This is a genomic window from Hydrogenophaga flava NBRC 102514 (assembly GCF_001571145.1).
Taxonomy (GTDB): domain Bacteria; phylum Pseudomonadota; class Gammaproteobacteria; order Burkholderiales; family Burkholderiaceae_C; genus Hydrogenophaga; species Hydrogenophaga flava.
Window position 1 is genome coordinate 1 of sequence record NZ_BCTF01000013.1, and the last position, 24,649, is coordinate 24,649.

24 protein-coding genes are annotated in these 24,649 nt (G+C 67.3%); 11 read left to right on the top strand and 13 right to left on the bottom strand.

The genetic code is table 11. The features are described from left to right. The first annotated feature begins 206 nt into the window (after positions 1–206). Positions 207–479, top strand: coding sequence for a hypothetical protein (locus HFL01S_RS12410; protein WP_066258855.1), 273 nt, complete (start codon positions 207–209; stop codon positions 477–479). 116 nt (positions 480–595) lie between these two features. Here the strand turns inward: HFL01S_RS12410 and HFL01S_RS12415 are convergent, their stop codons facing one another. The 5 genes from HFL01S_RS12415 to HFL01S_RS12435 all read right to left on the bottom strand — a co-directional run bounded on the left by HFL01S_RS12415 (position 596) and on the right by HFL01S_RS12435 (position 5,342). Then, positions 596–1,966, bottom strand: a complete 1,371-nt coding sequence (locus HFL01S_RS12415) for a hypothetical protein (RefSeq protein WP_157538859.1) — start codon at positions 1,964–1,966, stop codon at positions 596–598. Positions 1,967–2,089: 123 nt separating this feature from the next. Next, positions 2,090–3,064 (bottom strand): homocysteine S-methyltransferase, encoded by a 975-nt coding sequence (gene mmuM / locus HFL01S_RS12420; protein ID WP_066258862.1) that lies wholly within the window; start codon positions 3,062–3,064, stop codon positions 2,090–2,092. A gap of 44 nt (positions 3,065–3,108) precedes the next feature. Beyond that, complete coding sequence (locus HFL01S_RS12425; RefSeq protein WP_066258864.1) at positions 3,109–3,810, bottom strand: ABC transporter permease subunit; 702 nt, start codon at positions 3,808–3,810, stop codon at positions 3,109–3,111. After that, the gene (locus tag HFL01S_RS12430) at positions 3,807–4,487 is read right to left on the bottom strand and encodes an ABC transporter permease (protein WP_066258865.1); all 681 of its coding nucleotides are present in this window, start codon (positions 4,485–4,487) and stop codon (positions 3,807–3,809) included. Before HFL01S_RS12430 ends, HFL01S_RS12425 begins: the two co-directional genes overlap by 4 nt. 69 nt (positions 4,488–4,556) lie before the next feature. Further along, positions 4,557–5,342: a transporter substrate-binding domain-containing protein gene (locus HFL01S_RS12435; RefSeq protein ID WP_066258866.1), complete on the bottom strand. Its 786-nt coding sequence runs from the start codon at positions 5,340–5,342 to the stop codon at positions 4,557–4,559. Between the two features lie 232 nt (positions 5,343–5,574). Here HFL01S_RS12435 and HFL01S_RS12440 point away from each other — a divergent pair, with 232 nt between their 5' ends. Then, a complete protein-coding gene (locus HFL01S_RS12440) occupies positions 5,575–6,039 on the top strand; it encodes an Lrp/AsnC family transcriptional regulator (RefSeq protein ID WP_066258868.1) in 465 nt (154 codons plus the stop codon). Between the two features lie 175 nt (positions 6,040–6,214). Here HFL01S_RS12440 and leuA read toward each other — a convergent pair whose 3' ends face one another. The 4 genes from leuA to HFL01S_RS12460 form a co-directional block, all read right to left on the bottom strand. After that, a complete protein-coding gene (gene leuA / locus HFL01S_RS12445; RefSeq protein ID WP_066258870.1) occupies positions 6,215–7,894 on the bottom strand; it encodes a 2-isopropylmalate synthase in 1,680 nt (559 codons plus the stop codon). Positions 7,895–8,211: 317 nt separating this feature from the next. Next, positions 8,212–8,535 carry a ferredoxin FdxA gene (fdxA, locus tag HFL01S_RS12450; protein WP_066258871.1) on the bottom strand — a complete coding sequence of 108 codons (324 nt, stop codon included), beginning with the start codon at positions 8,533–8,535 and terminating at the stop codon, positions 8,212–8,214. 13 nt (positions 8,536–8,548) lie between these two features. Further along, positions 8,549–8,845 (bottom strand): DUF2249 domain-containing protein, encoded by a 297-nt coding sequence (locus HFL01S_RS12455; RefSeq protein WP_066258873.1) that lies wholly within the window; start codon positions 8,843–8,845, stop codon positions 8,549–8,551. A 46-nt stretch (positions 8,846–8,891) separates the two neighbouring features. Further along, positions 8,892–10,109, bottom strand: a complete 1,218-nt coding sequence (locus HFL01S_RS12460) for an NnrS family protein (RefSeq protein ID WP_066258874.1) — start codon at positions 10,107–10,109, stop codon at positions 8,892–8,894. Between the two features lie 121 nt (positions 10,110–10,230). Between HFL01S_RS12460 and HFL01S_RS12465 the strand changes: the two genes are divergently transcribed. From HFL01S_RS12465 to HFL01S_RS12475, 3 genes are all read left to right on the top strand, one after another. After that, entirely contained in the window at positions 10,231–10,719 is a 489-nt protein-coding gene (locus HFL01S_RS12465) for an Rrf2 family transcriptional regulator (RefSeq protein WP_066258877.1), read from the top strand. A gap of 483 nt (positions 10,720–11,202) precedes the next feature. Then, positions 11,203–12,387: a hypothetical protein gene (locus HFL01S_RS12470; RefSeq protein ID WP_066258878.1), complete on the top strand. Its 1,185-nt coding sequence runs from the start codon at positions 11,203–11,205 to the stop codon at positions 12,385–12,387. Positions 12,388–12,711: 324 nt separating this feature from the next. Then, the gene (locus HFL01S_RS12475) at positions 12,712–13,620 is read left to right on the top strand and encodes an EamA family transporter (protein ID WP_066258880.1); all 909 of its coding nucleotides are present in this window, start codon (positions 12,712–12,714) and stop codon (positions 13,618–13,620) included. A 99-nt stretch (positions 13,621–13,719) separates the two neighbouring features. Here the strand turns inward: HFL01S_RS12475 and HFL01S_RS12480 are convergent, their stop codons facing one another. The 4 genes from HFL01S_RS12480 to HFL01S_RS12495 are packed head-to-tail and all read right to left on the bottom strand — an operon-like array spanning position 13,720 to position 18,396. Continuing rightward, positions 13,720–14,175 carry an RNA-binding S4 domain-containing protein gene (locus HFL01S_RS12480; RefSeq protein WP_066258882.1) on the bottom strand — a complete coding sequence of 152 codons (456 nt, stop codon included), beginning with the start codon at positions 14,173–14,175 and terminating at the stop codon, positions 13,720–13,722. Then, complete coding sequence (locus HFL01S_RS12485; protein WP_084383262.1) at positions 14,165–15,610, bottom strand: sensor histidine kinase; 1,446 nt, start codon at positions 15,608–15,610, stop codon at positions 14,165–14,167. The genes HFL01S_RS12480 and HFL01S_RS12485 overlap by 11 nt, the downstream gene beginning before the upstream one ends. Positions 15,611–15,614: 4 nt before the next feature. After that, positions 15,615–16,304 carry a response regulator transcription factor gene (locus HFL01S_RS12490; protein WP_066258886.1) on the bottom strand — a complete coding sequence of 230 codons (690 nt, stop codon included), beginning with the start codon at positions 16,302–16,304 and terminating at the stop codon, positions 15,615–15,617. 19 nt (positions 16,305–16,323) lie between these two features. After that, positions 16,324–18,396 carry a DUF1631 family protein gene (locus HFL01S_RS12495; RefSeq protein WP_084383263.1) on the bottom strand — a complete coding sequence of 691 codons (2,073 nt, stop codon included), beginning with the start codon at positions 18,394–18,396 and terminating at the stop codon, positions 16,324–16,326. 178 nt (positions 18,397–18,574) lie between these two features. On the opposite strand from HFL01S_RS12495, the gene HFL01S_RS12500 reads away from it, so the two are divergent. The 6 genes from HFL01S_RS12500 to HFL01S_RS12525 all read left to right on the top strand — a co-directional run bounded on the left by HFL01S_RS12500 (position 18,575) and on the right by HFL01S_RS12525 (position 24,603). Further along, positions 18,575–19,540, top strand: a complete 966-nt coding sequence (locus HFL01S_RS12500; protein WP_066258890.1) for a Bug family tripartite tricarboxylate transporter substrate binding protein — start codon at positions 18,575–18,577, stop codon at positions 19,538–19,540. 80 nt (positions 19,541–19,620) lie between these two features. Further along, positions 19,621–20,157: a tripartite tricarboxylate transporter TctB family protein gene (locus HFL01S_RS12505; RefSeq protein WP_066258892.1), complete on the top strand. Its 537-nt coding sequence runs from the start codon at positions 19,621–19,623 to the stop codon at positions 20,155–20,157. 18 nt (positions 20,158–20,175) lie between these two features. Next, complete coding sequence (locus HFL01S_RS12510; protein ID WP_066259094.1) at positions 20,176–21,666, top strand: tripartite tricarboxylate transporter permease; 1,491 nt, start codon at positions 20,176–20,178, stop codon at positions 21,664–21,666. Between the two features lie 127 nt (positions 21,667–21,793). After that, positions 21,794–22,477, top strand: coding sequence for a response regulator transcription factor (locus HFL01S_RS12515; protein WP_066259098.1), 684 nt, complete (start codon positions 21,794–21,796; stop codon positions 22,475–22,477). 7 nt (positions 22,478–22,484) lie between these two features. Beyond that, positions 22,485–23,549: a sensor histidine kinase gene (locus HFL01S_RS12520; RefSeq protein WP_066258894.1), complete on the top strand. Its 1,065-nt coding sequence runs from the start codon at positions 22,485–22,487 to the stop codon at positions 23,547–23,549. After that, positions 23,542–24,603, top strand: a complete 1,062-nt coding sequence (locus tag HFL01S_RS12525; protein WP_066258895.1) for an ABC transporter ATP-binding protein — start codon at positions 23,542–23,544, stop codon at positions 24,601–24,603. The genes HFL01S_RS12520 and HFL01S_RS12525 overlap by 8 nt, the downstream gene beginning before the upstream one ends. Positions 24,604–24,649: the final 46 nt, after the last annotated feature.

Genomic DNA, 24,649 nt, shown 5'->3' on the forward strand with positions numbered 1-24,649 from the left:
ACGGCCAAAGGCTTGCAGATACTGTCCTCTGGAGACATGGTGGCTCGATGACCGATTCGATTCACTTGAGATTTGTGGAGAGTGCGGGCTGGCCGCATCGGTAACCATGATGAGGACCGTGTTCCCGCCGCCGGGAGGGGCCCCGGATCGCCATTGGCGGACTATGATGAAAAGCCGAATTTTTGGTGCCTGAGACAGCTGCACAAATGCCACTTGCAGACAAGAGTTTTCGAAACCGCAAAGTCCTTCAATCCGATCGCAGGCTTCCCAACGTACCGATGGGCGACCAGCGCTTTCGCCAGTTGATGAGTGAGATGGGCGCCGCTTTCGCCCAAGCCGACGATGGCGAGGAGAAGCGCAGGCAGGTCAGGGAACGTGAGCGCCAGCATGAGCTGTGGCTGGCCCAGCGAGAAGCGGCGATCATTGAGATTGTCGCCACCATGCATCGGCATGGATTGAGCATCGAGGACCTGACCTGAAGAGTGGCAGTCGGTCAGGTCTTCCGTCCCCATGAAGGCCGGAGCTCAAAACCTGCCATTCGCCATGTAGCTCGCGACCCTTGGAAGGTGTTCGGATGGCCTTGTGAACCTCATGGCTACCAGCGAACTGGCTTGTCCAGCGCTTTCCAGAAGAGCCAACGGAACAGTTCGCGTCGTGGGTGATAGCCACGTTCCTGACCGTTTTCGGCTTCGCAGAATGGATCAAGTACATGCAGCACCCCAGATGCACTGGCCACCGCGACGCGCCCGCACACAGGGTCGAAGTCGAAGGCGCGCAATGCCGAGCCTAGAAAGTGGGTGAACACAGGCTTGCCACCGCTCAGCGGTGAAGCATGTGACCAGCCAGCACCTCCGATCCATGCCACCGGTTCTTCCAGCCCGAAGTGCGTGCCCGGAAGCAAGGTCACACCATATGCGCGCAGGTACTCATCGGTGTGGGGCGCCTCGTTCAATCCGTCGGCCAGAGAGGCGAGGTCCACGCAGACGGTGATTCCACTGACACCGTAGCGGGAGTTGGAAAGCACCTTTTGCGAATCGTCGGTGAAGCGGACGCAGTAGGGATAGTCGCTGCGTGCTTCGATTCGGCCCAGGGGTTCAATGGAATTTTCCGTCACGCGGTCCACGTAGTGCCCCGAGATGGCGTCTTGCCAGCCGTAGGCAATGAACCGCCCATCCGGTGAAAGCGCAGCATGGGCCATATCGAGACCCAGAGGTCCGCCGAACCGGGACTTGAGTTGTGCGTAGCTGCCGATGTAAACGGGGCATGCATCCGTACCCAGGTTTTGCACCCCATCGGCGCCTTCAGCGAGGTCTTCGTCGCCGTCGCCTGTGTTGTCATCGCCCACGCCGGGGCGCGGCGCCAGAACGGTCCACGCGTCTCCGCTGGCAAACCAGATACCGAACTCGTCACTTGCCAGCGCCACGCTGAGTCCGTCGTCGACGATGTCGAGTGTTCTCACGCTCGCTGGATCAACGTCCACCCCTTCCGGCCAAGGGATCAGGCGTTGAGGACTGGCAAGCATTCCAGCAGGCATGTCGGGAACATGGTGTACCGTCAAGCCTTCCACCGCAGCGATGACAAGCCAGCGTCGGTTGCGCGAGATGGCGAACATGGATGCGCCTTCGACCGCGACCACCTGCTCGCCATCGATGTGCAACACCTCGTCGCCCAGGCGCACGAGCATCCGCTCCGGACCCAAGAGAACCACGGCATGCAAACCCAGATCGCCCATGTGCGAGTCGAACGGTCGGTGGGCTGGCGTGAATCTGGAGCGCGCCTGCTGCCACTGCCCGGCCTGGTTCAATGCGACCACCTCATCGAGCACAGCGTCGGCCAGCTCCTCGGATCGTTCGTCCTCGAGAAGATCCTCGTCAACGTCTTCGCCGTGGTCGATGATGGCCTCCAGTGCAGCGCACACCCGTTGGGCTTTGGCGCACCCGATCCGGTTCCAGTCATCGAGGTCCATGGCGGGTTCGTGGTCTGCAGGCGTTGCCGAACCTTTGCCAAACAGGTTGGGGAAAATGTTGCTCAATATGCCCATGCTTCAAGGAGAAGTTTGGTTTTGTGTCCTGCGAGTGGCGGCAGCGGGCTATGTCGGCTCAGATCTGGGCTTGAGGGCTCCGCAAGCCGATGCGGCCTGGCGCAGGGCCCGGATGTCGTCCGGCCCGGTGCGGCAGCAGCCGCCGATGAGGCGGGCGCCGCGGTTGTGCCAGCGCATGGCCTGTGCGGCAAAGTCGTGCGCCTGGCCGTCGCCCTGCCACACCTTGCCCACCGCGTCGTAGTGTTCGCCGGAGTTGGGGTAGACCACGATGGGTTTGCCCGTGCGTGCGCGGGCACGCTCGACCAGCGAGGGCACGAACTCGGGCGCGGTGCAGTTCAGCCCCACCGCGGCCACCTGGGGCACGCTGTCCAGTGCCGCCACGCAGTCCGCCAGCGCTTCGCCCTGGCTGTTGTGTTCGCCGTCGCGGCACGAGAAGCTGATCCAGGCCTGCACTCCAGGGAACTCGGGCAGCAGGTCGGCGATGGCCAGCGCTTCGGCCAGGCAGGGCAGGGTCTCGCAGGCCAGCAGGTCCGCGCCGGCGTGGGCCAGCACCTGCAGGCGGGGGCGGTGGAAGGCGGCCAGGGCCTCGCGCGACACGTCGGCGTAGCCGCGGTATTCCGAGCCGTCGGCCAGCATGGCGCCGTAAGGGCCCACCGAGGCGGCCACCAGCGGTTTGCGCCGGCCGACGCGGTTGACCGGGTCTGCCCAGAAAGCGTCGCGGGCTTCGCAGGCCAGCTGTACGGAGCGGCGCATCAGGTCCGCCGCCTGGTCGTGGCTGAGGCCACGCCGTGCGAACGCTTCAAAGGTGGCCTGGTAGCTGGCGGTGGTGGCCGCGTCGGCCCCCGCGAGGAAATAGTCCAGATGGACCTGCCGGATCAGGTCGGGTTGCTCGATCAGCAGCTTGGCCGACCACAGCGGGTCCTTGAGGTCGGCACCACGCCGCTCCAGTTCGGTGGCCAGGGCTCCGTCGAGCACGAAAAGGCCTTGGTCGGCCAGGGCTTGCTGCAAGGGGGGGGTGTGCATGTTCATGTCGGTGGGTGGTTTCGGTGGAAGGCCGTGGACTGGCCCTAGTGGCGGCTGGCGGGGCCGAAGCGCCGTTCGATGAGCCGCACCGCCAGCACGATCAGCAGGGTGATGGCGCCGTACACCACGCCGGCCATGACCAGTGCATCGGTGGTGTAGGCCGCGGTGGACAGGCGGCGGGCCACACCGGTCAGGTCCAGCACGGTGATGGTGCTCACCAGGGCGGTGGCTTTGAGTTGCGCGATCACCTCGTTGCCCAGGGCGGGCGTGGCGATGCGCCAGGCCGCCGGCAGCACGATCCGCCGGTTGACCTGGTGCGCGCCCATGCCCAGGGCGAGGGCGGCTTCCTTCTCGCCGATGGGCACGGCCAGGATGCCGGCGCGCAGGTCCTCGGCCATGTAGGCGGCGAGGTTCAGGCTCAGCGCCAGCAGGCCGCAATAGAAGGCGTCTTCCAGCAGCCACCAGGCGGGCGAATTGCGCACCGCCTCGAACTGGCTGACGCCGTAGTACAGGATGAAGAGTTGCACCAGCAGCGGCGTGCCGCGGAACGCGGCGCTGTAGGCACGCGACAGGCGCGCCAGCGCTGGGTGGCCCGAGGTGGCGGCCAGCGCCAGAGGCACCGCCAGCAGGAAGGCCAGCACCACCGACCCCACCAGCAGTTGCAGGGTGATGAGCAGGCCCTCCCAGACCTCCAGGGCGCTCTCGGCGGGTAGGCCCAGCCAGGCTTCCAGCGCTTCGAGGTTCATGCGGTCCTCGGTCCGTAGCCCGCACCCGCCCGCCGTTCCAGCCAGTGCTGAACCGGTTGGGACGCGTGCAGAAAGACGAAGTACACCGCTGCGGCCGCCAGCAGGAACACAAGGGGCTGGTGGGCGGCCTGACCGGCCATGTTGGCTTTCTTGAGCAGGTCTTCCAGCCCGACCACGGACACCAGCGAGGTGTCCTTCAGCAGCGATTGCCACAGGTTCCCCAGGCTGGGCAGCGCGATGCGCCAGGCCTGCGGCAGGCGCACGGCAAAGAAGATCTGCGCGGGCCGCAGGCCCAGGGCCCGTGCCGCTTCGATCTGCCCTTTGGGGATGGCCGCGAAACTGCCACGGAACACCTCGGCGGCGTAGGCCGAGAACACGATGGCCAGTGCAAACACGCCGGCCGCAAACGGGCTGAGGTCGATGGCGCCGTCGAAGTGGGTATTGATCAGGTTGGACAGACCGAAGCAGCAGACCAGCACGATCAGGAACTCGGGGATGCCTCGCAGCACGGCGGTCCACAGCATCACCCCCCGGCGCAGCCAGGTCTGCCGGCTCAGGCTGCCCGCCGCCAGCACCAGGCCCAGCACCATGCCCAGCGCCAGCGAGCACACGGCCAGCTGCACGGTGATCCAGGCACCCTGCAGCAACTGACCGGCGTACAGCCCCAAGTCGTCCATGTGTTCCCACCCAAGAAAAAGAAAAACCAGGCCACCGAGACCGATGGCCTGGCCTCGACGGCTGCGAGCTTACTTGGCGGTCGGAGCGATGCTGAAGGGGAACACCTTCTTGTTTTCAGCGGCGAAGCTGCCATCGCTGAGCACCTGCTTGATCGCGCCGTTCAGGCGCGTGCGCAGCGGGTCGCCCTTGCGCACGGCGATGCCGGTGCCTTCACCGAAGATGGCCAGGTCGGTCAAAGGCTTGCCGACCAGCGCGAAGCCCTTGGTCTTGCCGGTCTTCTCCAGCCATTCGTGGGCCACCGTGGTGTCCGTCAATGCGGCCTGCACGCGGCCGGCTTCGAGGTCCAGCCATATCGGGTCCTGCGACGGGTACGACTTGGTCGCGATGCCCGACGTGCCCTTGGGCAGGCGCTTCTTGAGGTAGGTCTCATGGGTGGAGCCGCTGTACACGCCCACGGTCTTGCCCTTGAGTGTGGCCGGATCGTCGGAGATGCCCGAGCCTGCCTTGGCGACGTATTGCACCGGCGCCAGCGTGAACAGGTCGGTGAAGTCCACTTCCTTCTTGCGCTCGTCGGTGATCGACATCTGGGCCACCACGGCATCGATCTTCTTGGCCTTCAGGGCCGGGATCAGCGCGTCGAAGTCGATCGTCACGAACTCGCACTTGGCCTGGATGTGCTTGCACATGATCTTGGCCAGCTCGATCTCCATGCCCTTGAGCTCGCCCTTGGCATCGCGGTATTCGAACGGCGCGTAGTCCGACAGGGTGCCAATGCGGACCACGTCCTGCGCATGCGCGAAACCACTGACCGACACCACACCAGCCACCAACCAGCTCAAGAGGGAACGACTCACTTTGCAATCTCCAAAAGAAATGTCGAAGAATCCGACGGAAACACCCAACCGGAACGGCCGGGGGCCCTGATTGGGGGTCAACGTACCGTTGTTCAGGGCAAAAGCTGGGGAAGTATCCGTGCCTCGAATGCGGTGTGGCGGCAAAAATGAGTCCCGGCATGCGGGCAGACAGCGCGTCGCGTCACATCTGTGCGCCGCAGCGGCGCACGGAGGCCGTGCCTAGAATCTGCGCATGGACAGCGAACTGGACGTTTTCGACCGCAAGATCCTGGACCTGGTCCAGAAGGATTGCCAACTCAATGCCGAGGTGATTGCCGAGGCGGTGGGGCTGTCGGCATCGGCCGTCCAGCGCCGCCTGCGGCGCATGCGCCAGGACAAGACCATCAGTGCCGAGGTGGCGGTGGTGGACCCGCAGGCGGTGGGCAACGTCATGCATTTCCTGGCGGGGCTGGAGATCAAGGACAACTACGAGGCCCTTCCCCGCATCCGCCTGTGGGCACAGGGGGAACCGGCGGTGCAGCAGGTGTATTACGTGACCGGCAGCTTCGACATCATGATGGTCGTGGTGGCCAGCGACGTGAAGGCCTACGACGCCTTGTCGGCCCGGCTGATGGCCCACATCCCCCAGGTGGTGCGCATGACCACCCACGTCGTGATCGACACCATGAAGCAAAGCCTGTTTGTGCCCGTCCAGTAGGACACCAGGACTAGGTGGATCCAGAGCTGCGCCGCCGGTTGCTGCCACAAACGGGCATGACATCGGTCGGTGCCTGATTTTTGGGCACGAGGCCGCCAACCCAGTGGCGGCGCGGCTCTCGCGCGACGGTCCACGAGATATCCACAAGCTTTGCAGTGGCGCTGGGGACAGATGCTCAGGACATCTGCAGACCCAGGCCCTGCCGGCTGGCCGTCAGCCGGTTGGCCACGCTGATCACCCCCAGGACGGAGGCGGTCAGGATGTTGTGGCTCAGGCCAATGCCGAAGGTGGACCCGGGCGCGCCTTCAAGCGCGGCCTCGATGATGGCCAGCGCCTGTGCATCTGCGCCATGCCCTGTGGACCGTTCCTCGTAGGTGTCCAGCCGGATGGGCAGACCCAGGGCGTCCACGGTGGCGGCAATCGGTCCGTTGCCGTGCCCGCGAAGACACTGTCGAACACCATCGATGACCACGTCCAGCTCAATGCCCTGTCCGCTGTCGTCGAGCTTGTGTGCGACGTACCGGACGCCCGCCTGGTGGTCTTGCGCTGTGGCGTAGGTCGACTGGAACAGGCGCCAGAGTTCATCTCCGGTCGCCTCGGTCTCGCTCTCGTCGGTCTGGCGCTGAACGATGGCGCTGAACTCGACCTGCATCCGCCGCGGCATGACCACCCCCCGTTCCCGCTCCAGCAGGAACGCGATGCCGCCTTTGCCGGACTGGCTGTTGACCCGGATCACGCTGTCATAGGTCCTGCCCAGATCGGCGGGATCGATGGGCAGGTACGGCACCTCCCAGATCCCGGACGGATCTTGGGCCGCGAACCCCTTCTTGATGGCGTCCTGGTGCGAGCCGGAGAACGCGGTGAACACCAGATCACCCGCGTACGGGTGCCGGGGATGCACCGGGATCGAGGTGCATTCTTCGGCCACCCTCGCAATGGCGTTGATGTCCGAGAAATCCAGCCCGGGGTGGATGCCCTGGGTGTAGAGGTTCAGCGCCAGGGTCACGATGTCCACGTTGCCGCAGCGCTCGCCGTTGCCGAACAGACAGCCTTCCACGCGGTCTGCGCCCGCCATGACGGCGAACTCCGCCGCCGCCACGCCGGTTCCGCGGTCGTTGTGGGGATGCACCGACAGGACGATGTGTTCGCGCGGCACGAGGTGCCGGTGCATCCACTCGATCTGGTCGGCGAAGACGTTGGGCGTCGCGTTTTCGACGGTGGTGGGCAGGTTGATGATGACGGGCCGGTCAGGACCTATGCCCCACGCCGAGATCGCCGTCTGGCAGGCCTGGAGCGACACCTCCAGCTCGGTCGAGCTGAAGGTCTCCGGCGAGTACTGAAGCGTCCATCGGGTCTCTGGGTGCTCGTCCGTGAGCGTCTTGAGGTGGCCGACATGGTGCGAGATCAGGTCCATCACCTGCGGGACGCTCATGCCGAAGACGATCCGCCGCCACGCCGGCGCCGTGGCGTTGTAGACGTGGACGATGGCTCGGGGCGCGCCGTGCAGCGCTTCGACGGTGCGGGCGATCAGGTCTTCGCGCGACTGCGTCATCACCATCAGCGTGACATCGTCGGGCACGAGCTGCTCGTCGATGAGCTTGCGGACGAAATCGAAATCGGTCTGCGATGCCGCGGGGAAGCCGACCTCGATCTCCTTGAACCCGATCCGCACCAGCTCCTTGAACAGCCGCATCTTGCGTTCACCGTTCATCGGTTCGAACAGGGCCTGGTTGCCATCGCGCAGGTCGGTCGAGAGCCAGCGCGGCGCCCGGGAGATCACCCGGCCGGGCCAGGTGCGGTCGGTCAGCGAGATGGGCGGGAAGGCGCGGTACTTGGTTGAGGGGTTTGCAATCATGAGAGGTTCCACGAACGTTGGGCTGTGCGCAAGCGATGAAGAGGGCTTGGCTCAGGCCGGTGTCAAAACACAAAGGACATGACAACCCCTGCAGCCCTTCGCGTCGAGCGAAGGCTGGTTCGTGGGCCGGGGTCAGGGGGAAGTCGGTGGTGCGCTGACGGTGTCAGGCACGGGAGGCGAACGCAGGCAGACCCCGGCCGAGCACTAGGCTTAGCGATAGGGGTAGGGCGTGCAGGCGTTGCATAGGAGAGCAATATAGCCGCTTTTGAAAGCGTGGATGCACCGGCCTTGTGGCGTTGTGCATTGGCCGGGTGGATTCAGCGTTCGAGCTGGTCGCGTTTGTCCTGAACCTTGCTCCAGGTGTCGGCGTCGGGCAGCGCTGGCTTGGTCCGGGTGATCGGCTTCCACACAAGCGCCAGCTCGGCGTTGAGCGGTGTGAAGTCCCGCTGGTCACTGGGCACGTCTTCTTCGGCGTAGATCGCCGAGACAGGGCACTCCGGGACACAGACCGCGCAGTCGATGCAGTCGTTGGGATCGATCACCAGGAAGTTCGGTCCTTCCCGGAAGGCGTCCACCGGACAGACATCGACGCAGTCGGTGTACTTGCACCGGATGCACGATTCGGTGACCACAAAGGTCATGGCGGTCTCCCGGTCAGCCGCCGCAGGAACCGCAGCAGGAATCCGCCCCGTGCACAGGCTGGCTGTCGGCCGGTTTGACGATCTGCACGCGCCACTGTTCAGGGCCGCTTTCCAGCATGGTCCAGCCGAAGGCGCCATAGAGGCCGCTCTCGAACTGCCCGCGCAGCGGCTGCGGGTTGTGGTCATTGACGAGCTCCATGGCCGAGCCGGGTGGCAGGGCCTTGAAGGTGGAGAACACCAGGGAGTGGCGTTCGCGCGGCGCGATGCTGCGCAGGTCGACGGTGGGGGCGGGCGCGGAGATGGTGGTCATGTGCAGTTCCTTGAGAGGGTGAAGAGAGAAGGGTTGAGAAAGTGCGTCAGCCGTCCTTGCCGTCGAAGCGCGTCTTGAGCAGCCAGGGCGTGTAGATGAAGAGGTAGATCACAAACGCCACCGACCAGCCGGCGGCAGACAGCACCAGGGCCATGGGCAGCCACATCGGCAGGGCCAGCGGCAGCAGCACGCGGATGGCGGCCGCCAGCATGACGAGCACATAGGCCGAGGTCTCCGCGCGCGACACCTGCAGCGCGCGCCCGGTGTGGCCGCGGGCGGTGCGGGTGATCATGCCGATGATGAGACCAGCGGTGGCGCCGATCGCCAGTGCATGCACGCCGGCCGACACGCCGATCCAGCCGAACCGGGCCGCCGCCAGCAGTGCCAGCCCGACGGGAATCCAGGCGTATGACAGATGAAGGATCCAGAGGATGGGGCGGTGCCGTGTGATCGCAGGCCGCCATTGCAGCAGCCGCACCACCTGGGCCAGCGCCGCGAACAGAAGGGCCAGGCCTCCGACCATGTTCCAACCCGCGGCGGCGGGTGCGAACACCCACAGCAGCAAGCCCAGCGCGGTGAGCGCCAGCGCTGAGCGCTCCACCGGTGCGCGCACCTGGAGTTTCAGACCCGGCGTCGCGCTCATGGTGAAGGCCGGAATCACCCGGCCCGCGATCACGCACTCGATCATCACGATCAGCGCCAGGGCAGCGTGCAGAGGGGCCAGCGGCGAGATCTCCAGCACGCCGATCACGCCCAGGTGAAAGACACCGTTGGCCAGCGCGAGCAGCATCAGCATGCCCGCCAGTGGCAGGTTGCGCCGGTTGCGTGCGCGCAGCAGCAGGCGGGTGAGCACCGCGGCCACCAGGGGCAGCAGCGCCAGGTCCAGCACGGCGTAAAGCGTGTAGGGCCCAGTCACGGCGGCCACCCGGGCCGCCAGCCACAACAGCGCCAGGGCACCCAGGAAGGTGCCGCGCGGCGTGGCCAGCCCGGTCCAGGCTTTGACCGCGGTCAGCAGGAAACCCAGGATGACCGCGACTGCAAAGCCGAACAGCATCTCGTGCGCGTGCCACAGCATCGGGGGCAGTGCCATCGTGAGGTTCGACTGGCCCAGGAACAGCGCCACCCACAGCGGGATTGCGAGCAGCGCGAACACCGCGGCGCCCAGGTAGAAGGGCCGGAATCCGAGCCTCAACAGCGGCCAGCCCAGAGGCTGAGGCACGGCAGAAGGTTTGGACGGAGAGGCGAGCAAGGGCAGGGTGGTCATGGTGGGGGACGTTGCGGGAGCCGTCGGGCCGCTGCAAAAACCTCATAAGAAGCATGTGAAATGAATATTAAACCGGATTCACCCTTAAAGAAATATACTTGGTACCTCTTTAGGGGCTTCCATGCGACTCGCCGAATACACCGACTACACCTTGCGCGTGCTGATGTATTGCGCGGCCCGTCCGCACCAGATGGTGACCATCAGCGAGCTGGCCGAACACTACGGGGTGTCCAGAAACCACCTGATGAAGATCGTCACCGACCTCGGTCGCCAGGGTGTGCTGGAAACCACGCGCGGCCGCGGTGGCGGCCTGCGCCTGCTGAAAGACGCGGCCACGCTGCGCATCGGGGATGTGGTGCGCGCCTCGGAGACCGACTTCCGCCTGGTCGAGTGTTTCGATCCGGGTTCCAACCAGTGCGCGCTATCACCGACCTGCCGTCTGAAGGGCCTGTTCAACGCCGCGCTGGGGGCCTACCTCAGGGAACTCGACGGCATGACCCTGGCCGAGCTCGTGGCGCCCGCGCCGCCGCGGGGCACTGCAGGGGCCGTACCGGTGGCGGCGCCCCGAAGCCTTCGAAAGCCCGCGGGCAAGGCAAGGCCTGGGGCTTGAGCGCACCCAATCTTTTTTCCACGGAGCCTCCCGTGAACATCGCTAGCTCAAACACCAGCGCCTGGACATCATTGGCGCCATATCGGCCCAGCGCATGCTCGCACAGTCCGGGGTGGCGCAGAACGCCGCCGACATCGCAAGGCTCGTTGTCCGGATGAGCTGCACCTCGCCGTGGAAGACCAAGTGCCGTACCCAGTAGAAGCAGATCTACTCAGAGACCATTTCCGACCCGGAGCAGGCTTACAGCACATCGTCCCAAAGCTGACATTCAAGGTGCATCGGTCGGCAGGTTCTGGTGTTTCAAATGGGTGCTCCCAAGTAAACTGCCCAACGGTGTTTGCCCCCGACTCTTCCATCTGCTCAGGCATTCGAAGCCAAGTGGGGCGAATTGGATGCCACGCGAATTTGTTCGACTACTGCAATTGTTGGTATACGGCGCTTCGCCGGTGTAGATCAAAGTTAGACCTCACGAACACCCCACACATGCCACTACTCGATCTCTGGGCCAAGACACCCGATCAACTCGAAGACAAGCAGATTCACCAATTGATCGCCTTTGCTGGTGGAGGGAGGCTCCTCGATGACAGCCCCTGCTCGGCCGAGTTTCGAGAGTTTCTCGCTACGGTTCCATCCAAAAAGCTTGAGTCATTTTCTGCGCAGTGTCTCGAACAGGCCTTCCCTGATTCCGGCATGGCGCTGCAAGACATCGTCAACGAAATCGGTGTCCGGCTAGGTGCTAAATCTATTCGTGGTCGCTATCGAGGTGTCAAGAATCAAATCGGTTTTGACGGGCTATGGAAATTTCCAGCTGGGAACTCCATCGTGGTGGAGGTGAAAACAACGGATGCGTACAGGATCGACTTGAACGTCGTCGCCGAATACAGAAGGAAGTTAATTGCGGCAGGGGAGACGGCAGAAGAGACGTCGTCAATCTTGCTCGTCGTCGGACGACAAGACACTGGAGATCTTGAGGCACAGATCCGAGGTTCGAGACACGCGTGGGACGTTCGAATCATCTCCGTCGACGCGCTAACGCGGCTTATGAAGATCATGGAAGACGTAGACGATCCGGCCATCGTCCAGCGCATCCATAGCATCCTCGTCCCGCACGAGTTCACCAGGCTCGATGCCATCGCCGATGTACTGTTCTCGACGACCGAAGAGGTGAAGCAAGACGAGACTCCAATCGAGATCAAGCAAAGCTCCGAGGAACCGAAGGTTGAGGGGATCAAAACGTCGCCGGTCGCTTTCCACGAGGCATGTGTAAAGCGAATCCAGCATCAGCTCAAGGTGTCACTCGTGAAGCGCAGCAGGTCTGGCTACTCAACGCCAGACGACGCGATAGCGCTGAACTGCTCGGTATCTAAGGAGCACAACCCCGATTCGAATCCGAACTACTGGTTCGCCTTTCATCCGCATCAGCAAACGTTCCTTGAGAAGCACGCGTTGGCGTACGTCGCCTTCGGCTGTGGCTCAAGCGAACGCCTGGTTCTTGTGCCTTACGAGAAGTTCAAGCCATGGCTGCAGAACACTTGGGTCACCGAGAACGGTGAACGAACCTACTGGCATGTGGTGATTTATCGCGACGACAAGAGCTATGCGCTGCGCCTCAAGAAGGGCTCAAAGGCTATTGACCTTACGCCCTACGTTGTCGCCAATGGGGGCTAGCCCTTCCCTTGTGCGGATATCCCCCGGATTGGCACTTGGCGTTTCAGGCCCCCCTCGTTCGCGTGTCAAGTGCCTGCCCAGTGGGCACACTCAACTAAAACGTTGAAGGAGCGCTTCGTCGAGGCTGTGAAGCCTGCTCCTGGCCGATTGCAGCCCTCGGTGTCAGCAAAGTGACCGGCAACAATACTGCCCGCGCCACTGAAGTTGCACCCAGCCGCAGGGGGTAAGCCTGTGGATATGTTCCGGACACCTGCGCCAAGTCCGCGCCGCACAAGGCTTGCGGCAGCATTGCCCGGTTTTTGGGCAGACCGGCACAATCGCCCGATGTCTGCTCCGTCCACCCGATCCCTCTCCGGTTCCGCATTTGCCACCCTGCTGCTCATCGCTTTCATGATGGGCGCCAACCACGTCGCGGCGCGGCTGGCCTTTGATCACGGGGTCTCTGTGTCCACCGCGGTGCTGTTCCGCAGCGGCGCCACAGCCCTGGTGGTCTGGCTGATCGTGCGCATGGCGGGGCTGCCGGTGAACCTGTCCTCGGGGCAGAAGCGGGGGCTGCTGAAGATCGGTGTGCTGATCAGCGTGCAGAGCCTGTGCCTGTATTCGGCGGTGGCGCGCCTGCCGGTGGCGCTGGCGCTGCTGGCCTTCAACACCTACCCGCTGTGGACGGCGCTGTGGGCGCGCACGCTCAAGGCCGAGCGGGTGGAGCCGGCGCTGCTGCGCGCCATGCCGGTGCTGCTGCTGGGGCTGGCGCTGGCGCTGGATGTGGCGGGTGCGGCTTCGGGGCTGGGGGCTTCGGCGCACTGGGGGCGCATCGGCGCCGGGGTGGCGTTTGCGCTGGCGGCCGCGGCCTCGTTCGGCCTGGCCCTGGTGTTCACGCAGCACGAGACGGTGGGGCTGGACGGCCGCATGCGCACCGCGGCCACCATGGCCATCGTGGCGCTGGCGGCCCTGGTGGGGGTGGTGGGGCAGGGCGGCTGGTCGCTGCCACAGGCCCCGGCGGGCTGGTGGGGCCTGCTGGGCCTGACCGTGCTCTACGGCACCGCCTTCACCATCATGTTCACCGTGCTGCCGCGGCTGGGCGTGGTGGGCGGCTCGCCAATCATGAACGTGGAGCCGATTTTTGCGCTGCTGCTGGCCTGGGCGGTGCTGGGGCAGCAGGTGGCGCCGGTGCAGGTGCTGGGTGGCCTGCTGGTGGTGGCCACCGTGATGTGGCTGGGGCTGCGGCGCCGCTAGCGGCGGAGCGTGGGGGGCGAGACCTGCCGCCGGGCCGCCCCAAGGCAGGTCAGCCCCCTCGGGGGGCAGCGACCCGCGTAGCGGCGGAGCGTGGGGGCCCTATTCGCCGTCTTCTTGGTCGAGAGAGGCGCTCCAGCGGTCGTTCCATTCCGCCGGCGGTTTCTGCCAGGCGTCGAGTTCGCGGCGGTCGCGCTTGCTGGGTCGGCCCTGGGCGATGCTCTCGGCCGGTTCGGGCGCCAGGCGCCGCTGCTCGGCCGCGGCCAGGCGCTGCGCCACCGACTCGGCGGTCTCTTCGTACAGCAGGGCCGCCGCCGTGGCCGGGCCGCGCACACCGCTGAGCGCCCGCACGACCAGGGTGCGCTGCACGGTGCCGGCGCGCAGCTCGACCAGATCTCCGATGCGCACCTCGCGCGCGGGCTTGACGGGCGCGCCGTTGACCCGCACGCGGCCCTTGTCGATTTCTTCGGCGCTGAGCGAGCGGGTCTTGTAGAAGCGCGCGGCCCAGAGCCATTTGTCCAGCCGGACCCGGCCGCCTTCGGGAGCGTTATGGGCCATGAGCGGCCTCCGTTTCCTGATGCGCCAGGGGCAGGCGCACGGTGGCGTCCAGCCCGCTGATGCGTCCGCGCACCACGCGGTTTTCCAGCTCGATGCTGCCACCCAGCGACTGCACGATGCCGTGGCAGATGGCCAGACCCAGGCCCGATCCGGCGCCCGAGGGTCGCGCGCCGTGGTCGGTGGCAAAGGGCTGGAACAGCCGCTCGCGCAGGTGGTCGGAAATGCCCGGCCCGCTGTCGCTGATGGACAGAGCGGCGGTGCGCTCGTCGCAGACCATGCCCACCGCCAGCCGCGATTCGGGTGGGCAGTGCTTGATGGCGTTGTGCAGCAGGTTGCGCCCGAGCTCGCGCAGCGCCCATTCGTGCGAACGCACCGGGGCGCTGACCACGTCCAGCGAAAAGTCCAGGCCGCGGTCGGCGATCAGCGGGGCCAGGTCCAGCGCCACGGCGCGCACCACCTCGCCCCAGTCGACCACGGGCGCGTCCCGGTCCTGGCGCAGCTGCTCGACCTTGGCCAGCGCCAGCATCTGGTTGGCCAGTTCGGTGGCGCGGTCGACGGTGTGTCCGATCTCGTCCAGCGCCTGCAGCGGCGGCACATCGCCACGCCGGGCCGACTGCACCTGGGTCTTGAGCACAGCCAGCGGGGTGCGCAGCTGGTGCGAGGTGTCGCGCACGAAGCGCTTCTGGTGGTCCAGCAACTGCGACAGCCGCTGCATGTGCTGGTTGGTCGCTTCCAGCAGGGGCAACAGCTCGCGCGGGGCGCTGTTGGTGGGCAGGGGCGAGAGGTCGTTGTCGCTGCGGTGGGCCAGCGCGTGGCTGATGGAGCGCACCGGGCGCGTGGCGCGCTGGACCACCAGCACCACCACCAGCACGATCACCACCACCAGCGCCGCCTGGCGCCACAAGGTGTCGATCAGGATCTGCCGCGCCAGGGTCTGGCGCAGCTCCAGCGTCTCGGCCATCTGGATGGTGGCCATGCCCTGGCCGGCCTCGCCCGCCACCGGCTGCAGCAGCACGGCCATGCGGACCGGCGCGCCCTGGTACACGTCGTCGTAGAAGTGCACCAGCGCTGCGTAGATCTTCTGGTCGGGCAGGCGGGTTCTGGGCGGCGGCAGGTTCTCGAAGCCCGAGACCATCTCGCCGCGAAAGCCGCTGACGCGGTAGAAGAGCCGGCTGCGGTTGTCGGCCTCGAAGGCCTCCAGCGCGGAATAGAGCAGGGACGAGCGCACGTTGGCCTGGTCGCCGTTGCGCACCACCTCCAGCTGTTCGCCCAGCGACTTGGCAGTGGCCAGCAGAGTGCGGTCGTAGGCGGTGTCGGCGCCAGCCAGCGCCTGCCGGTAGAGCACCACGGTGTTGATGATCACAAAGCCGAACAGCGGCAGCAGGATGCCCAGCAGCAGCGTGCGGCGCAGCGACAGCGGTGCGCTCAAGGCCATGTCCTCAGGCAGCCGCCTTCAGCAGATAGCCCAGCCCGCGCAGCGTCACCAGTTGCGCGCCGGTGTGGCCGATCTTCTTGCGCAGCCGGTAGGCCACCACCTCGATGGCCTCGGGCTGCACATGGGCCTCGCCGGGGAACACCAGTTCGAACAGGCGTTCCTTGGTGATGGCCTGCCCGGGCTGGGAGAGCACGGCGCGCAGCAGGGCCAGCTCGCGCGGGGCCAGTTCCAGCGGCTCGCCGTCGTGGTAGACCGCGCCGCTGTCGCGGTCGATCTGCATGCCGCACCAGCCCGCGCTGCGTGCGGGCAGGTTGCCCAGGCTGTCGGTGGCGTCGGCCGAGCGGCGCACCAGGGCGCGCACGCGGGCCTCCAGCTCGTCGAGGTCGAAGGGCTTGGGCAGGTAGTCGTCGGCGCCGGTGTTCAGGCCGATGATGCGGTCGCCCACGGTGCCGCGCGCGGTGAGGATGATCACCGGTGTCTTCAGGCCTTCGGCGCGCGCATCGCCCAGCACCTGCAGGCCGTCGCGCCCGGGCAGGCTCAGGTCCAGCAGCACCACGTCGGGCACGCTGGAGCGCCACAGCGACAGGGCCTTGTCGCCGTCGCCGCAGGTGAGCACCTGCATGCCACGCCGTTCCAGCGTGCGCTGCAGGGTAGCCTGCATGGTGGGGTTGTCTTCGACCAGAAGCAGTTTCATGCGGACGAGGGGCGCCGGCTCAGAAGCGGCCGGAATTGAGGAAGGCCTGGCGGGTCACTTCGTTGAGGGCGTCGTCGACCAGCCCGTGGTCGGCCACCACCGTCAGGCGCCCCATCTCGCGCAGGCGTTCCAGCCCGCGCAGCGTCAGCGATATGCTGCGCCCGTTGGCGGCGTTGAAGAGGAACATGGTGCCGTGCGGGCTGGCCCAGGTGAGCTGGCAGCGCAGGTCTTCTCCCCCGTCGCGCAGGTCCACCCAGGTGCCCACGGCCAGCGGACGGGGCTTGGCGGTGGTCTCCGTCTGGCGCTGGCGCAGCCACTCGGGGTCCATCGGTTCGGTGTCCTGGAAGCCGGGCTGGCTCTCGATCTCCAGGTCGTCCATGAACCCCGAGTCGCGTGCCTCCGCCGGATGCACCCAGGTATCGGACAGGTCCAGTCCGCGCATGTCCTCCTCGTCGTCGCGCCGGGGTTTGTAGGCGGGTTCCTGCAGCTCCATCAGCGCCTGGAAGAAGGAGTCGGCCTGGGCGCGCGGGTAGTCGATGGATTCCAGTCCTTCGCGCAGCGTGCGCAGCAGGCCGGGGATGACCTTGACCAGCCGGGGCCGGTTGAGACTGGCCAGCTCGTGCTGGCTCGACCACAGCAGGTCCGGCAGCACGTCCATGTAACGCAGCGCCGGCGCGTCGCCCGGGCTAAGGCTGTTCACGGCTTGCGCCCGGATGCGCGCCTGCGCCACCACCTGGGCCCAGGGACCGGTGAGGAAGCGGCGCACCACGCCCGGAGCCCGGGCGAAGTCGTTGCGGGCCTGGATTTCCGAGGCCACGCGTTCGGCCAGCAGGTTGCGCTGCTCCACCTTCACCAGGGTCTGCATGGCCAGGCCCCGGGCGGGGGCCTGCGTCACCGGGTCGGTGCGCACCAGCCGCGCCAGCACATCGCCGATGCGCTGCGGCAGCTGGCCAGCCGGCACCTGCAGGTCCTGCTCGATCTTGCGCAGCTGCTGCACATAGGCCTGGAAGCCGGTGTCGTGCTCGCTCTTGAAGGCCAGCGCGCGCTCGGTCAGCACGTCCAGCAGGCGCCGCGCCGGGTTGCTGCGATCGGCAAAGAAGCGCGGGTCGCTGCTCGCCAGCGCCAGCAGCACCGGCTTGAGCCGCAACAGCATGTCCCGCACCGGTGCCAGCAGGCGGTGGTCGTCGGTGATGCGGCGCAGCATCAGCGTGACCACTTCCATGGCCAGGGACCGCACCATGCCGTTGGCCTCCAGCGCCTGGGCAGGATCGGTGGCGTCGTTCGCGCCACGCGCCACATTGCCCACCAGCAGCTGGTGCAGGTGATCCAGCGTCAGCAACTCGCTCTTGGCGGTCAGCGCGTCCACGGGCAGGCTGTCTTCGCGGGCACGCGTCGCACCGCGGTCGGTGGGCTTGCCCACCGGGGTCTGCACGACCTTGTAGCCCGCGGGCTGCACGCCCCAGCGGTCCAGCAGGTCGACCAGCTGGCGGTAGAAGCGCCGCAGTTCCTGGCCGAGGGGCAGGGCGCCGATGTGCAGCCACTGCACCCGCACCTCCGCATCGATGTGCAGCTTGGACAGCGCACGGATCAGGGCGCCGATGATGGCCTCGGGGTTCAGCGGGTTGGCCTTGCTGCTCACCACGGTGAGTCCACGGGCGGCGCTCAGGCGCGCGTCGAGCAGCACCAGCTCTTCTTCCACCGCCATCTTCACCACCTGCTGGATTCGCGCCAGCTCGACGGTGTGCTGCACCTGCTGGTGATCCATCAGCTCCAGGTCGTCCAGGCTGAGTGTGTCCAGTCGGCGGGCCGGGGCCTTGCCACTGACGGGATCGAGATCGCCCTCGCTGGAAGCGGCGCTGCCCATCGACTCCGACAGCGCCGTCAGAAAGTGTTCGGTGATGCGCGGCTGGTAGGAGACCAGGGTGGCGCGCGCCTGGGCGGCGCTGCGCTGCTCGGAGGCGCCGACGGCAGCTGCCTCCTTCTGCTGCAGTGCGTTGCCGAGTGCCGCCAGCCAGCGGGGCACCCACTCGGCCGACAACGCCAGCGCCTCCTTCAGGCAGGCGTCAAACACGGGATCGGCGTATGCATTCATGAGCGATGGGCGCGAGGCCAAAGGCCCTGCGCGGTTGAGGGGGCTGGTGCGATTATGGTCCTCCTTGTGATGGGCGGCCCAGTCGCTTCCTAGGGTTTTTCCTGACAGCGGCGACAGCCGATTGACAGCGGCCGACAGGAATATCACCCCCGTCGATCAACCTCCCACGGAGACAAACATGCGTCGCGATACCTTCCTCAAGTCCCTGGCCGCTCTGGCCGCCGCCGGTGCCCTGCCCAACGCCGCCTGGGCCCAGGGTGCCAACGTCAAGATGATGATCCCCGCCAACCCGGGTGGTGGCTGGGACGGCACGGGCCGTGCGCTGGGCGAGGCCCTGCGCGATGCGGGCGTGGCCGCCTCCGTGACCTACGAAAACAAGGGTGGCGCCGCCGGCGCCATCGGTCTGGCCCAGTTCTACAACTCTGCCAAGGGCGACCCGAACGCCATGATGGTGATGGGCGCCGTGATGCTGGGCGGCATCATCACCGGCAAGCCGCCGGTTTCGATTACCCAGGTCACGCCGATTGCCCGCCTGACCACCGAATACAACGTGTTCGTGCTGCCCGCCAGCTCGCCCTTCAACACCATGAAGGACGTGGTCGAGGCCCTGAAGAAGGACCCCGGCAGCGTCAAGTGGGGCGGCGGTTCGCGCGGCTCCACCGAGCACATCGCCGCGTCGCAGATCGCCCAGGCCGTGGGCGTGCCCGCCGCCAAGATCAACTACGTGCCCTTCCGTGGGGGCGGTGAGGCCGTCGCCGCCATCCTGGGTGGCAACGTGACCGTCGGTGGCTCCGGCTACAGCGAGTTCCAGCAGTACATCGAGAGCGGCAAGATGAAGGCGATCGCCATCACTTCCGGCCAGCGCGTCAAGGGCCTGGAGAAGATCCCCACGCTCAAGGAGCAGGGCATCGACGTCGAGATCGGCAACTGGCGCGGTGTCTACGGCGCCGCCGGCATCACCCCCGAGCAGCGCGCCGCGCTGACCGAGATGATCGTCAAGGCCACCAAGAGCAAGGCCTGGCAGGAAGCCTTGGTCAAGAACAACTGGACCCCGGCCCTGCTGACCGGCAAGGACTTCGACAGCTTCGTCGACAAGGACTTCTCCACCCTGCGCGCCACCATGGTCCGCGCCGGCATGGTGTAAGCCCACGGCCCGGTCTGTCCGATCCAGCGGCCGCGGCGTTCGCGTCGCGGCCGCATTTTTTTTTACGAGTGGAGCACGTCATGAATGCCGACACCACCCCCGCGCAGCAAGAGCGCCCCGATCACCGTCCCGGTCAGCTGGCCATGGGCATCGCCGCCGTCGTGGTGGCCGCCATGCTGGCGTATGGCGCGGCCAACATTCCGTCCGACGCCGGCTACGCGGGCGTGGGCCCCGACTTCCTGCCCTGGCTGGTCGCCGGTGCCCTGGGCCTGTGCGGCGTCATGCTGATCCTCGAGGTGCGCTCCGGCGGCTACCGCAACATGGAGGAGCCCTCGGGCGCCCCGCGCGGTGACTGGCACGCGCTGGCCTGGGTGTCGGCCGGCATCCTGGGCAATGCGGCGCTCATCACCACCATCGGCTTCGTGCTCAGCTGCGCGCTGTGCTACACGCTCGCGGTGCGCGGCCTGCGCATCAGTGAGGGCAAGTCCGGCGGCAACGCCATGCAGGCGGTGCGCGACGTGGTCACCGGTGTCGTGATCGCCGCCCCGACCTACTGGCTGTTCACCAAATTCCTCGCCGTGAACCTGCCGGGCCTGACCGGCACCGGCTGGATCTGATCAGGGAGCACGACCATGATGGACACCTGGAACCAGCTGCTGGGCGGCTTCGCCACCGCAGCCACCCCCCTCAACCTTCTGTGGGCGCTGGCCGGCTGCGCGCTGGGCACCGCCATCGGCGTGCTGCCCGGCCTTGGCCCGGCGGTGACCGTGGCCATGCTGCTGCCGATCACCGGGCAGGTCGAACCGACCGCCTCGATGATCTTCTTCGCCGGCATCTACTACGGCGCCATGTACGGCGGCTCGACCACCTCGATCCTGCTCAACACCCCGGGCGAGACCGGCACCATGGTGACGGCGCTCGAAGGCTTCAAGATGGCCAAGAACGGCCGCGCGGGCGCGGCGCTCGCCACCTCGGCCATCGGCTCCTTCGTCGCGGGTTCGATTGCGACCGTGCTGGTGACGCTGTTCGCGCCCATCCTGGCCGAGTTCGCGGTCAAGCTCGGCCCGCCCGAGTACTTCTGCCTGATGCTGCTGGCCTTCACCACGGTGTCCGCCGTGCTCGGCCAGAGCACCTTGCGCGGCCTGACCTCGCTGTTCGTGGGCCTGGCCATGGGTCTGGTCGGCATGGACCAGATCACTGGCCAGGTGCGCTACACCGCGGGCGTGATCGAGCTGATGGACGGCCTGGAGGTGGTGCTGGTGGCGGTCGGCCTTTTCGCCGTGACCGAGGCGCTCTACAACGCCCTGTACGAGGGCAAGAGCGAAGCCAGCATGAACAAGATGAACAAGGCGCACATGACCAAGACCGAGTGGCGCCGTTCCTGGCCCGCCTGGCTGCGCGGCACCGTCATCGGCTTCCCCTTCGGCACGATCCCGGCCGGCGGCTCGGAGATCCCGACCTTCCTCAGCTACGCCACCGAGCGCAAGCTGGCTTCCCCGGAACACAAGGCCGAGTTCGGCACCGTCGGCGCCATCGAAGGTGTGGCCGGTCCCGAAGCCGCGAACAACTCGGCCGTCACCGCCACCCTGGTGCCGCTGCTCACGCTGGGCATCCCCACCTCGGTGACCGCCGCCATCCTGCTGTCGGCGCTGCAGAACTACGGCATCAACGCCGGCCCGCAGCTGTTCCAGACCTCGTCCGACCTGGTCTGGGCGCTGATCGCCTCGCTCTACATCGGCAACGTGATGCTGCTGGTGCTGAACCTGCCGATGGTGGGTCTGTGGGTCAAGCTGCTGAAGATCCCGAAGGCGCCGCTGTACGCCGGCATCCTGATCTTCGCGACGGTGGGCGTGTACGGCATGCGCCAGAGTTCGTTCGACCTGTTCCTGATGTTCGGCCTGGCGATGTTCGGCGTGGCGATGCGCCGCTTCGACTTCCCGACCGCGCCGGTGATCGTGGGCCTGATCCTCGGGCCGCTGGCCGAGGCGCAGTTCCGCAACGCCATGTCGATCGGTGAGGGCAGCTTCACCGTGTTCTTCGAGCGCCCGATGTCGGCGACGCTGCTGGTGATCGTGCTGCTGGTGCTGGTGACGCCGCGTCTTCTGGCCTGGCATCGCAGGTCCTGAACCAAGGTCCCTTGCTTGGCCGCCCTGAGCGGCGCCTGAAAGCCGGACGAAGATTTCGTCCGGCTTTCGTGCTTCTCTAAGGTTTCCTCTATGCGGCCCGGCGGGGCCGCCGGGCATGATCATTGGCATGAAAGTGCTGATGGTGGAAGACGATCTGGCCCTGGGCGACGCGCTGGGGCGCGTGCTGCAGGGGCGGGGCTTCGAGGTGACGCGCTGCGCTGACGGTGCGGAGGCGCTGGCCATGTTCCGGCGCCGCCGGCCCGACGTGGTGCTGCTGGACCTGACCCTGCCGGGCATGGACGGCATGGAGGTGCTGCGCCTGATGCGCGACGGCGGCTCGCAGGTGCCGGTGTTGGTGGTCACCGCCCGCAGCGCGGTGCAGGACAGGGTGCTCGGCCTCAACGAGGGCGCCGACGACTACCTGACCAAACCCTTCGACATCGAGGAGCTCGCCGCCCGCCTCAAGGCGCTGGTGCGCCGCAGCCATGGCGCGCCGGAGCTGCGTTGCGCGCTGCTGCGCATCGATGAGCCCACCGGCGCCGTGTTCCGCGGCGCGACGCCGCTGGACGTGTCGACCCGCGAGCTGGCGCTGCTCAAGGCGCTGCTGGCCCGGCCGGGGCAGGCGGTCGGCAAGGAGGATCTGCACCACGCCGTGTTCGGTGACGAGCCGGTGGGTGCCGACGCGATCGAGGTGCTGGTGCACCGGTTGCGCAAGCGCATCCAGGGTTCAGGCGCGCAGCTGGTGACGCTGCGCGGCGTAGGCTACCTGCTGATCGACGAGGCCATGACCGAAGGGCCGGTTCCAGCCTGAACAGCGCATGGCGTCGTCCGTCCCGTCTCCGCCCCCGACCGTGGCCCGCACCGCGTCGACACCCGGCGCCACCGCCGCGCGACCCTGGTCGATCACGGCCCGGCTGCTCCTGGGCCTGGCCCTGTGCCTGCTGCTGGTTGAGCTGCTGTTGCAGGCCTTCCTGCCCGAGCTGGCGGCCGCGCCGCTGTGGGGCGGCGCACTGCGCCTCTTGGCCGTGCTGCCGCTGTTCGCCTGGTGCGTCGGGCGCGCGCTGGCGCCGCTGCGGCATCTGGAGGACGAGCTCAACGCCGGCGAGGGTGGTAGCGCCCCGCGCCCGGTGCCGGCCGAGCTGCAGCCGCTGTCCGGCGCGGTGCACGGCGTGCTGGAACGCCAGCGAGCCTCCACGGAGCAGCAGCGCCGCTTTCTGGCCGATGCCTCGCACCAGCTGCGCACGCCGTTCGCCGTGCTGCGCACGCAGCTGCAGGGCGCCATGTCGGGCCAGCTGGAAGTGAAGGACACCCTGCCCAAGATGCTCGCGACCGTCGACCGCTCCAGCGAGCTGGTGCGGCAGCTGCTCTCGCTGGCCAAGGTCGAGCAACTGGTGGCGCAGGGGCACTGGCAGGAAGTCAACCTGGACACCGTGGCGCAGACCGTGTGCCTGGAGTTCGGGCCGCTGCTGGCGCGCAAGCGGCTGGATTTTTCCTTCGAGTCGGTGCCGGTGCGGCTGACCACCGACCCCTGGATGCTGGGCGAGCTGCTGCGCAACCTGTTGTCCAACGCCATCCACCACGCGCCGCGCGGCTCGGCGTTGGGCATGGTGGTGCGGGTGCTGCCGGACCAGGCCGAGCTGCTGATCTGGGACAACGGCGGCGGCATCGATGCCGCGGTGATGGACCGGCTGTTCGAGCCCTTCCAGTCGGCCGCGGGCGGCACCGGCATCGGCCTGGGGCTGTCGATCTGCCGCCAGATCGCCGAGTCCATGCAGGCGCAGGTGCAGCTCTTCAACCGCGTGCAGGACGACCGGGTGGTCGGCGTCGATGCCGTGGTGCGCTGGAACCTGGCACTGGCCGGGGCAGGGGGCTCGCATGCCTGACGCGGTGCGCCTGGAGTCGGTGGAAAAGACCTTTGCCGACGGCACGCGCGCGCTGCGCGGCGTGCAGCTGCGGTTCGCGCGGCGCCAGCTCACCACGCTGCTCGGGCCGTCGGGCTGCGGCAAGTCGACGCTGCTGCGCCTGGTGGCTGGGCTGGAGCAGCCCACCGCGGGCCGGGTGTTCATCGGCGAACGCGACGTGACCGGCACCGGCCCCGACCAGCGGCCCATCAGCATGGTGTTCCAGAACTACGCGCTGTTCCCGCACCTGGATGTGCAGGGCAACGTGGGTTACGGCCTGGGGCTGGACAGCGCCGCCGCCGCGCGCGACCCGCGGGTGCAGACCGCGCTGGAGCAGGTGGGCCTGGGCGCGCTGGCCGGCCGCGGCACCGCTTCGCTTTCGGGCGGGCAGCAGCAGCGCGTGGCCCTGGCGCGCGCGCTGGCCCTGGCGCCCGAGGTGCTGCTGCTGGACGAGCCGCTGTCCAACCTCGACGCCGGCCTGCGGCGCCAGATCCGCGAGGAGATCCGCGGCCTGCAGCAGGCCCTGGGCCTGACGGTGGTGTACGTGACGCACGACCAGAACGAGGCCATGGCCGTCAGCGACCACATCGTGGTGCTGCGCGACGGTCAGGTGCAGCAGGTCGGCAGCCCGCGCGACATCTACGAGCGCCCGCGCTCCGAGTTCGTGGCCGGCTTCATGGGCGATGCCGCGGTGTTCGACGCCGAGGCCGACGGCCAGGGTGGCTTGCGCGTCGGTCCGCTGACGGTGAACACCGGCCACGCCAGGCGCCGCGGCGCCACCCGCGTGGTGGTGCGGCCCGAGGCCTGGCGCCTGGCGCCGGCCAGCGGCCAGGGCCTGGCCGGGCGCATCGAATCGCACGCCTACGAAGGCCGGCAGTCGCACTACCGCGTGCGCACCGCGCTGGGCCTGCTGCAGGTGCACCGCCAGCACGAGCGCCAGACGCTGCAGGTGGGCGCGCCAGTCAGCGTCTTCCTCGACGGCCCCGGGGTCAGCGTGCTGCTGGCCGGCGCCGCCGCCATGCCCGAAGGGCCATGAACCTCTCACCCCACCCGTTTCCCACACCCGAGATCCCCGTCCATCC

Excerpts from the sequence above, each read along its gene's own strand:
- HFL01S_RS12455 (WP_066258873.1), bottom strand. The coding sequence starts at position 8,845 with ATGACCACCATCTCCGCGCCCGCCCCCACCGTCGACCTGCGCAGCATC.
- HFL01S_RS12505 (WP_066258892.1), top strand. The coding sequence starts at position 19,621 with ATGAATGCCGACACCACCCCCGCGCAGCAAGAGCGCCCCGATCACCGT.
- fdxA (WP_066258871.1), bottom strand. The coding sequence starts at position 8,535 with ATGACCTTTGTGGTCACCGAATCGTGCATCCGGTGCAAGTACACCGAC.
- HFL01S_RS12430 (WP_066258865.1), bottom strand. The coding sequence starts at position 4,487 with ATGGACGACTTGGGGCTGTACGCCGGTCAGTTGCTGCAGGGTGCCTGG.
- HFL01S_RS12490 (WP_066258886.1), bottom strand. The coding sequence starts at position 16,304 with ATGAAACTGCTTCTGGTCGAAGACAACCCCACCATGCAGGCTACCCTG.
- HFL01S_RS12495 (WP_084383263.1), bottom strand. The coding sequence starts at position 18,396 with ATGAATGCATACGCCGATCCCGTGTTTGACGCCTGCCTGAAGGAGGCG.
- HFL01S_RS12500 (WP_066258890.1), top strand. The coding sequence starts at position 18,575 with ATGCGTCGCGATACCTTCCTCAAGTCCCTGGCCGCTCTGGCCGCCGCC.
- HFL01S_RS12470 (WP_066258878.1), top strand. The coding sequence starts at position 11,203 with ATGCCACTACTCGATCTCTGGGCCAAGACACCCGATCAACTCGAAGAC.
- mmuM (WP_066258862.1), bottom strand. The coding sequence starts at position 3,064 with ATGCACACCCCCCCCTTGCAGCAAGCCCTGGCCGACCAAGGCCTTTTC.
- HFL01S_RS12410 (WP_066258855.1), top strand. The coding sequence starts at position 207 with ATGCCACTTGCAGACAAGAGTTTTCGAAACCGCAAAGTCCTTCAATCC.
- HFL01S_RS12510 (WP_066259094.1), top strand. The coding sequence starts at position 20,176 with ATGGACACCTGGAACCAGCTGCTGGGCGGCTTCGCCACCGCAGCCACC.
- HFL01S_RS12415 (WP_157538859.1), bottom strand. The coding sequence starts at position 1,966 with ATGGACCTCGATGACTGGAACCGGATCGGGTGCGCCAAAGCCCAACGG.
- HFL01S_RS12425 (WP_066258864.1), bottom strand. The coding sequence starts at position 3,810 with ATGAACCTCGAAGCGCTGGAAGCCTGGCTGGGCCTACCCGCCGAGAGC.
- HFL01S_RS12520 (WP_066258894.1), top strand. The coding sequence starts at position 22,485 with ATGGCGTCGTCCGTCCCGTCTCCGCCCCCGACCGTGGCCCGCACCGCG.
- HFL01S_RS12485 (WP_084383262.1), bottom strand. The coding sequence starts at position 15,610 with ATGGCCTTGAGCGCACCGCTGTCGCTGCGCCGCACGCTGCTGCTGGGC.
- HFL01S_RS12460 (WP_066258874.1), bottom strand. The coding sequence starts at position 10,109 with ATGACCACCCTGCCCTTGCTCGCCTCTCCGTCCAAACCTTCTGCCGTG.
- HFL01S_RS12475 (WP_066258880.1), top strand. The coding sequence starts at position 12,712 with ATGTCTGCTCCGTCCACCCGATCCCTCTCCGGTTCCGCATTTGCCACC.
- HFL01S_RS12525 (WP_066258895.1), top strand. The coding sequence starts at position 23,542 with ATGCCTGACGCGGTGCGCCTGGAGTCGGTGGAAAAGACCTTTGCCGAC.
- HFL01S_RS12480 (WP_066258882.1), bottom strand. The coding sequence starts at position 14,175 with ATGGCCCATAACGCTCCCGAAGGCGGCCGGGTCCGGCTGGACAAATGG.
- HFL01S_RS12440 (WP_066258868.1), top strand. The coding sequence starts at position 5,575 with ATGGACAGCGAACTGGACGTTTTCGACCGCAAGATCCTGGACCTGGTC.
- HFL01S_RS12515 (WP_066259098.1), top strand. The coding sequence starts at position 21,794 with ATGAAAGTGCTGATGGTGGAAGACGATCTGGCCCTGGGCGACGCGCTG.
- leuA (WP_066258870.1), bottom strand. The coding sequence starts at position 7,894 with ATGATTGCAAACCCCTCAACCAAGTACCGCGCCTTCCCGCCCATCTCG.
- HFL01S_RS12465 (WP_066258877.1), top strand. The coding sequence starts at position 10,231 with ATGCGACTCGCCGAATACACCGACTACACCTTGCGCGTGCTGATGTAT.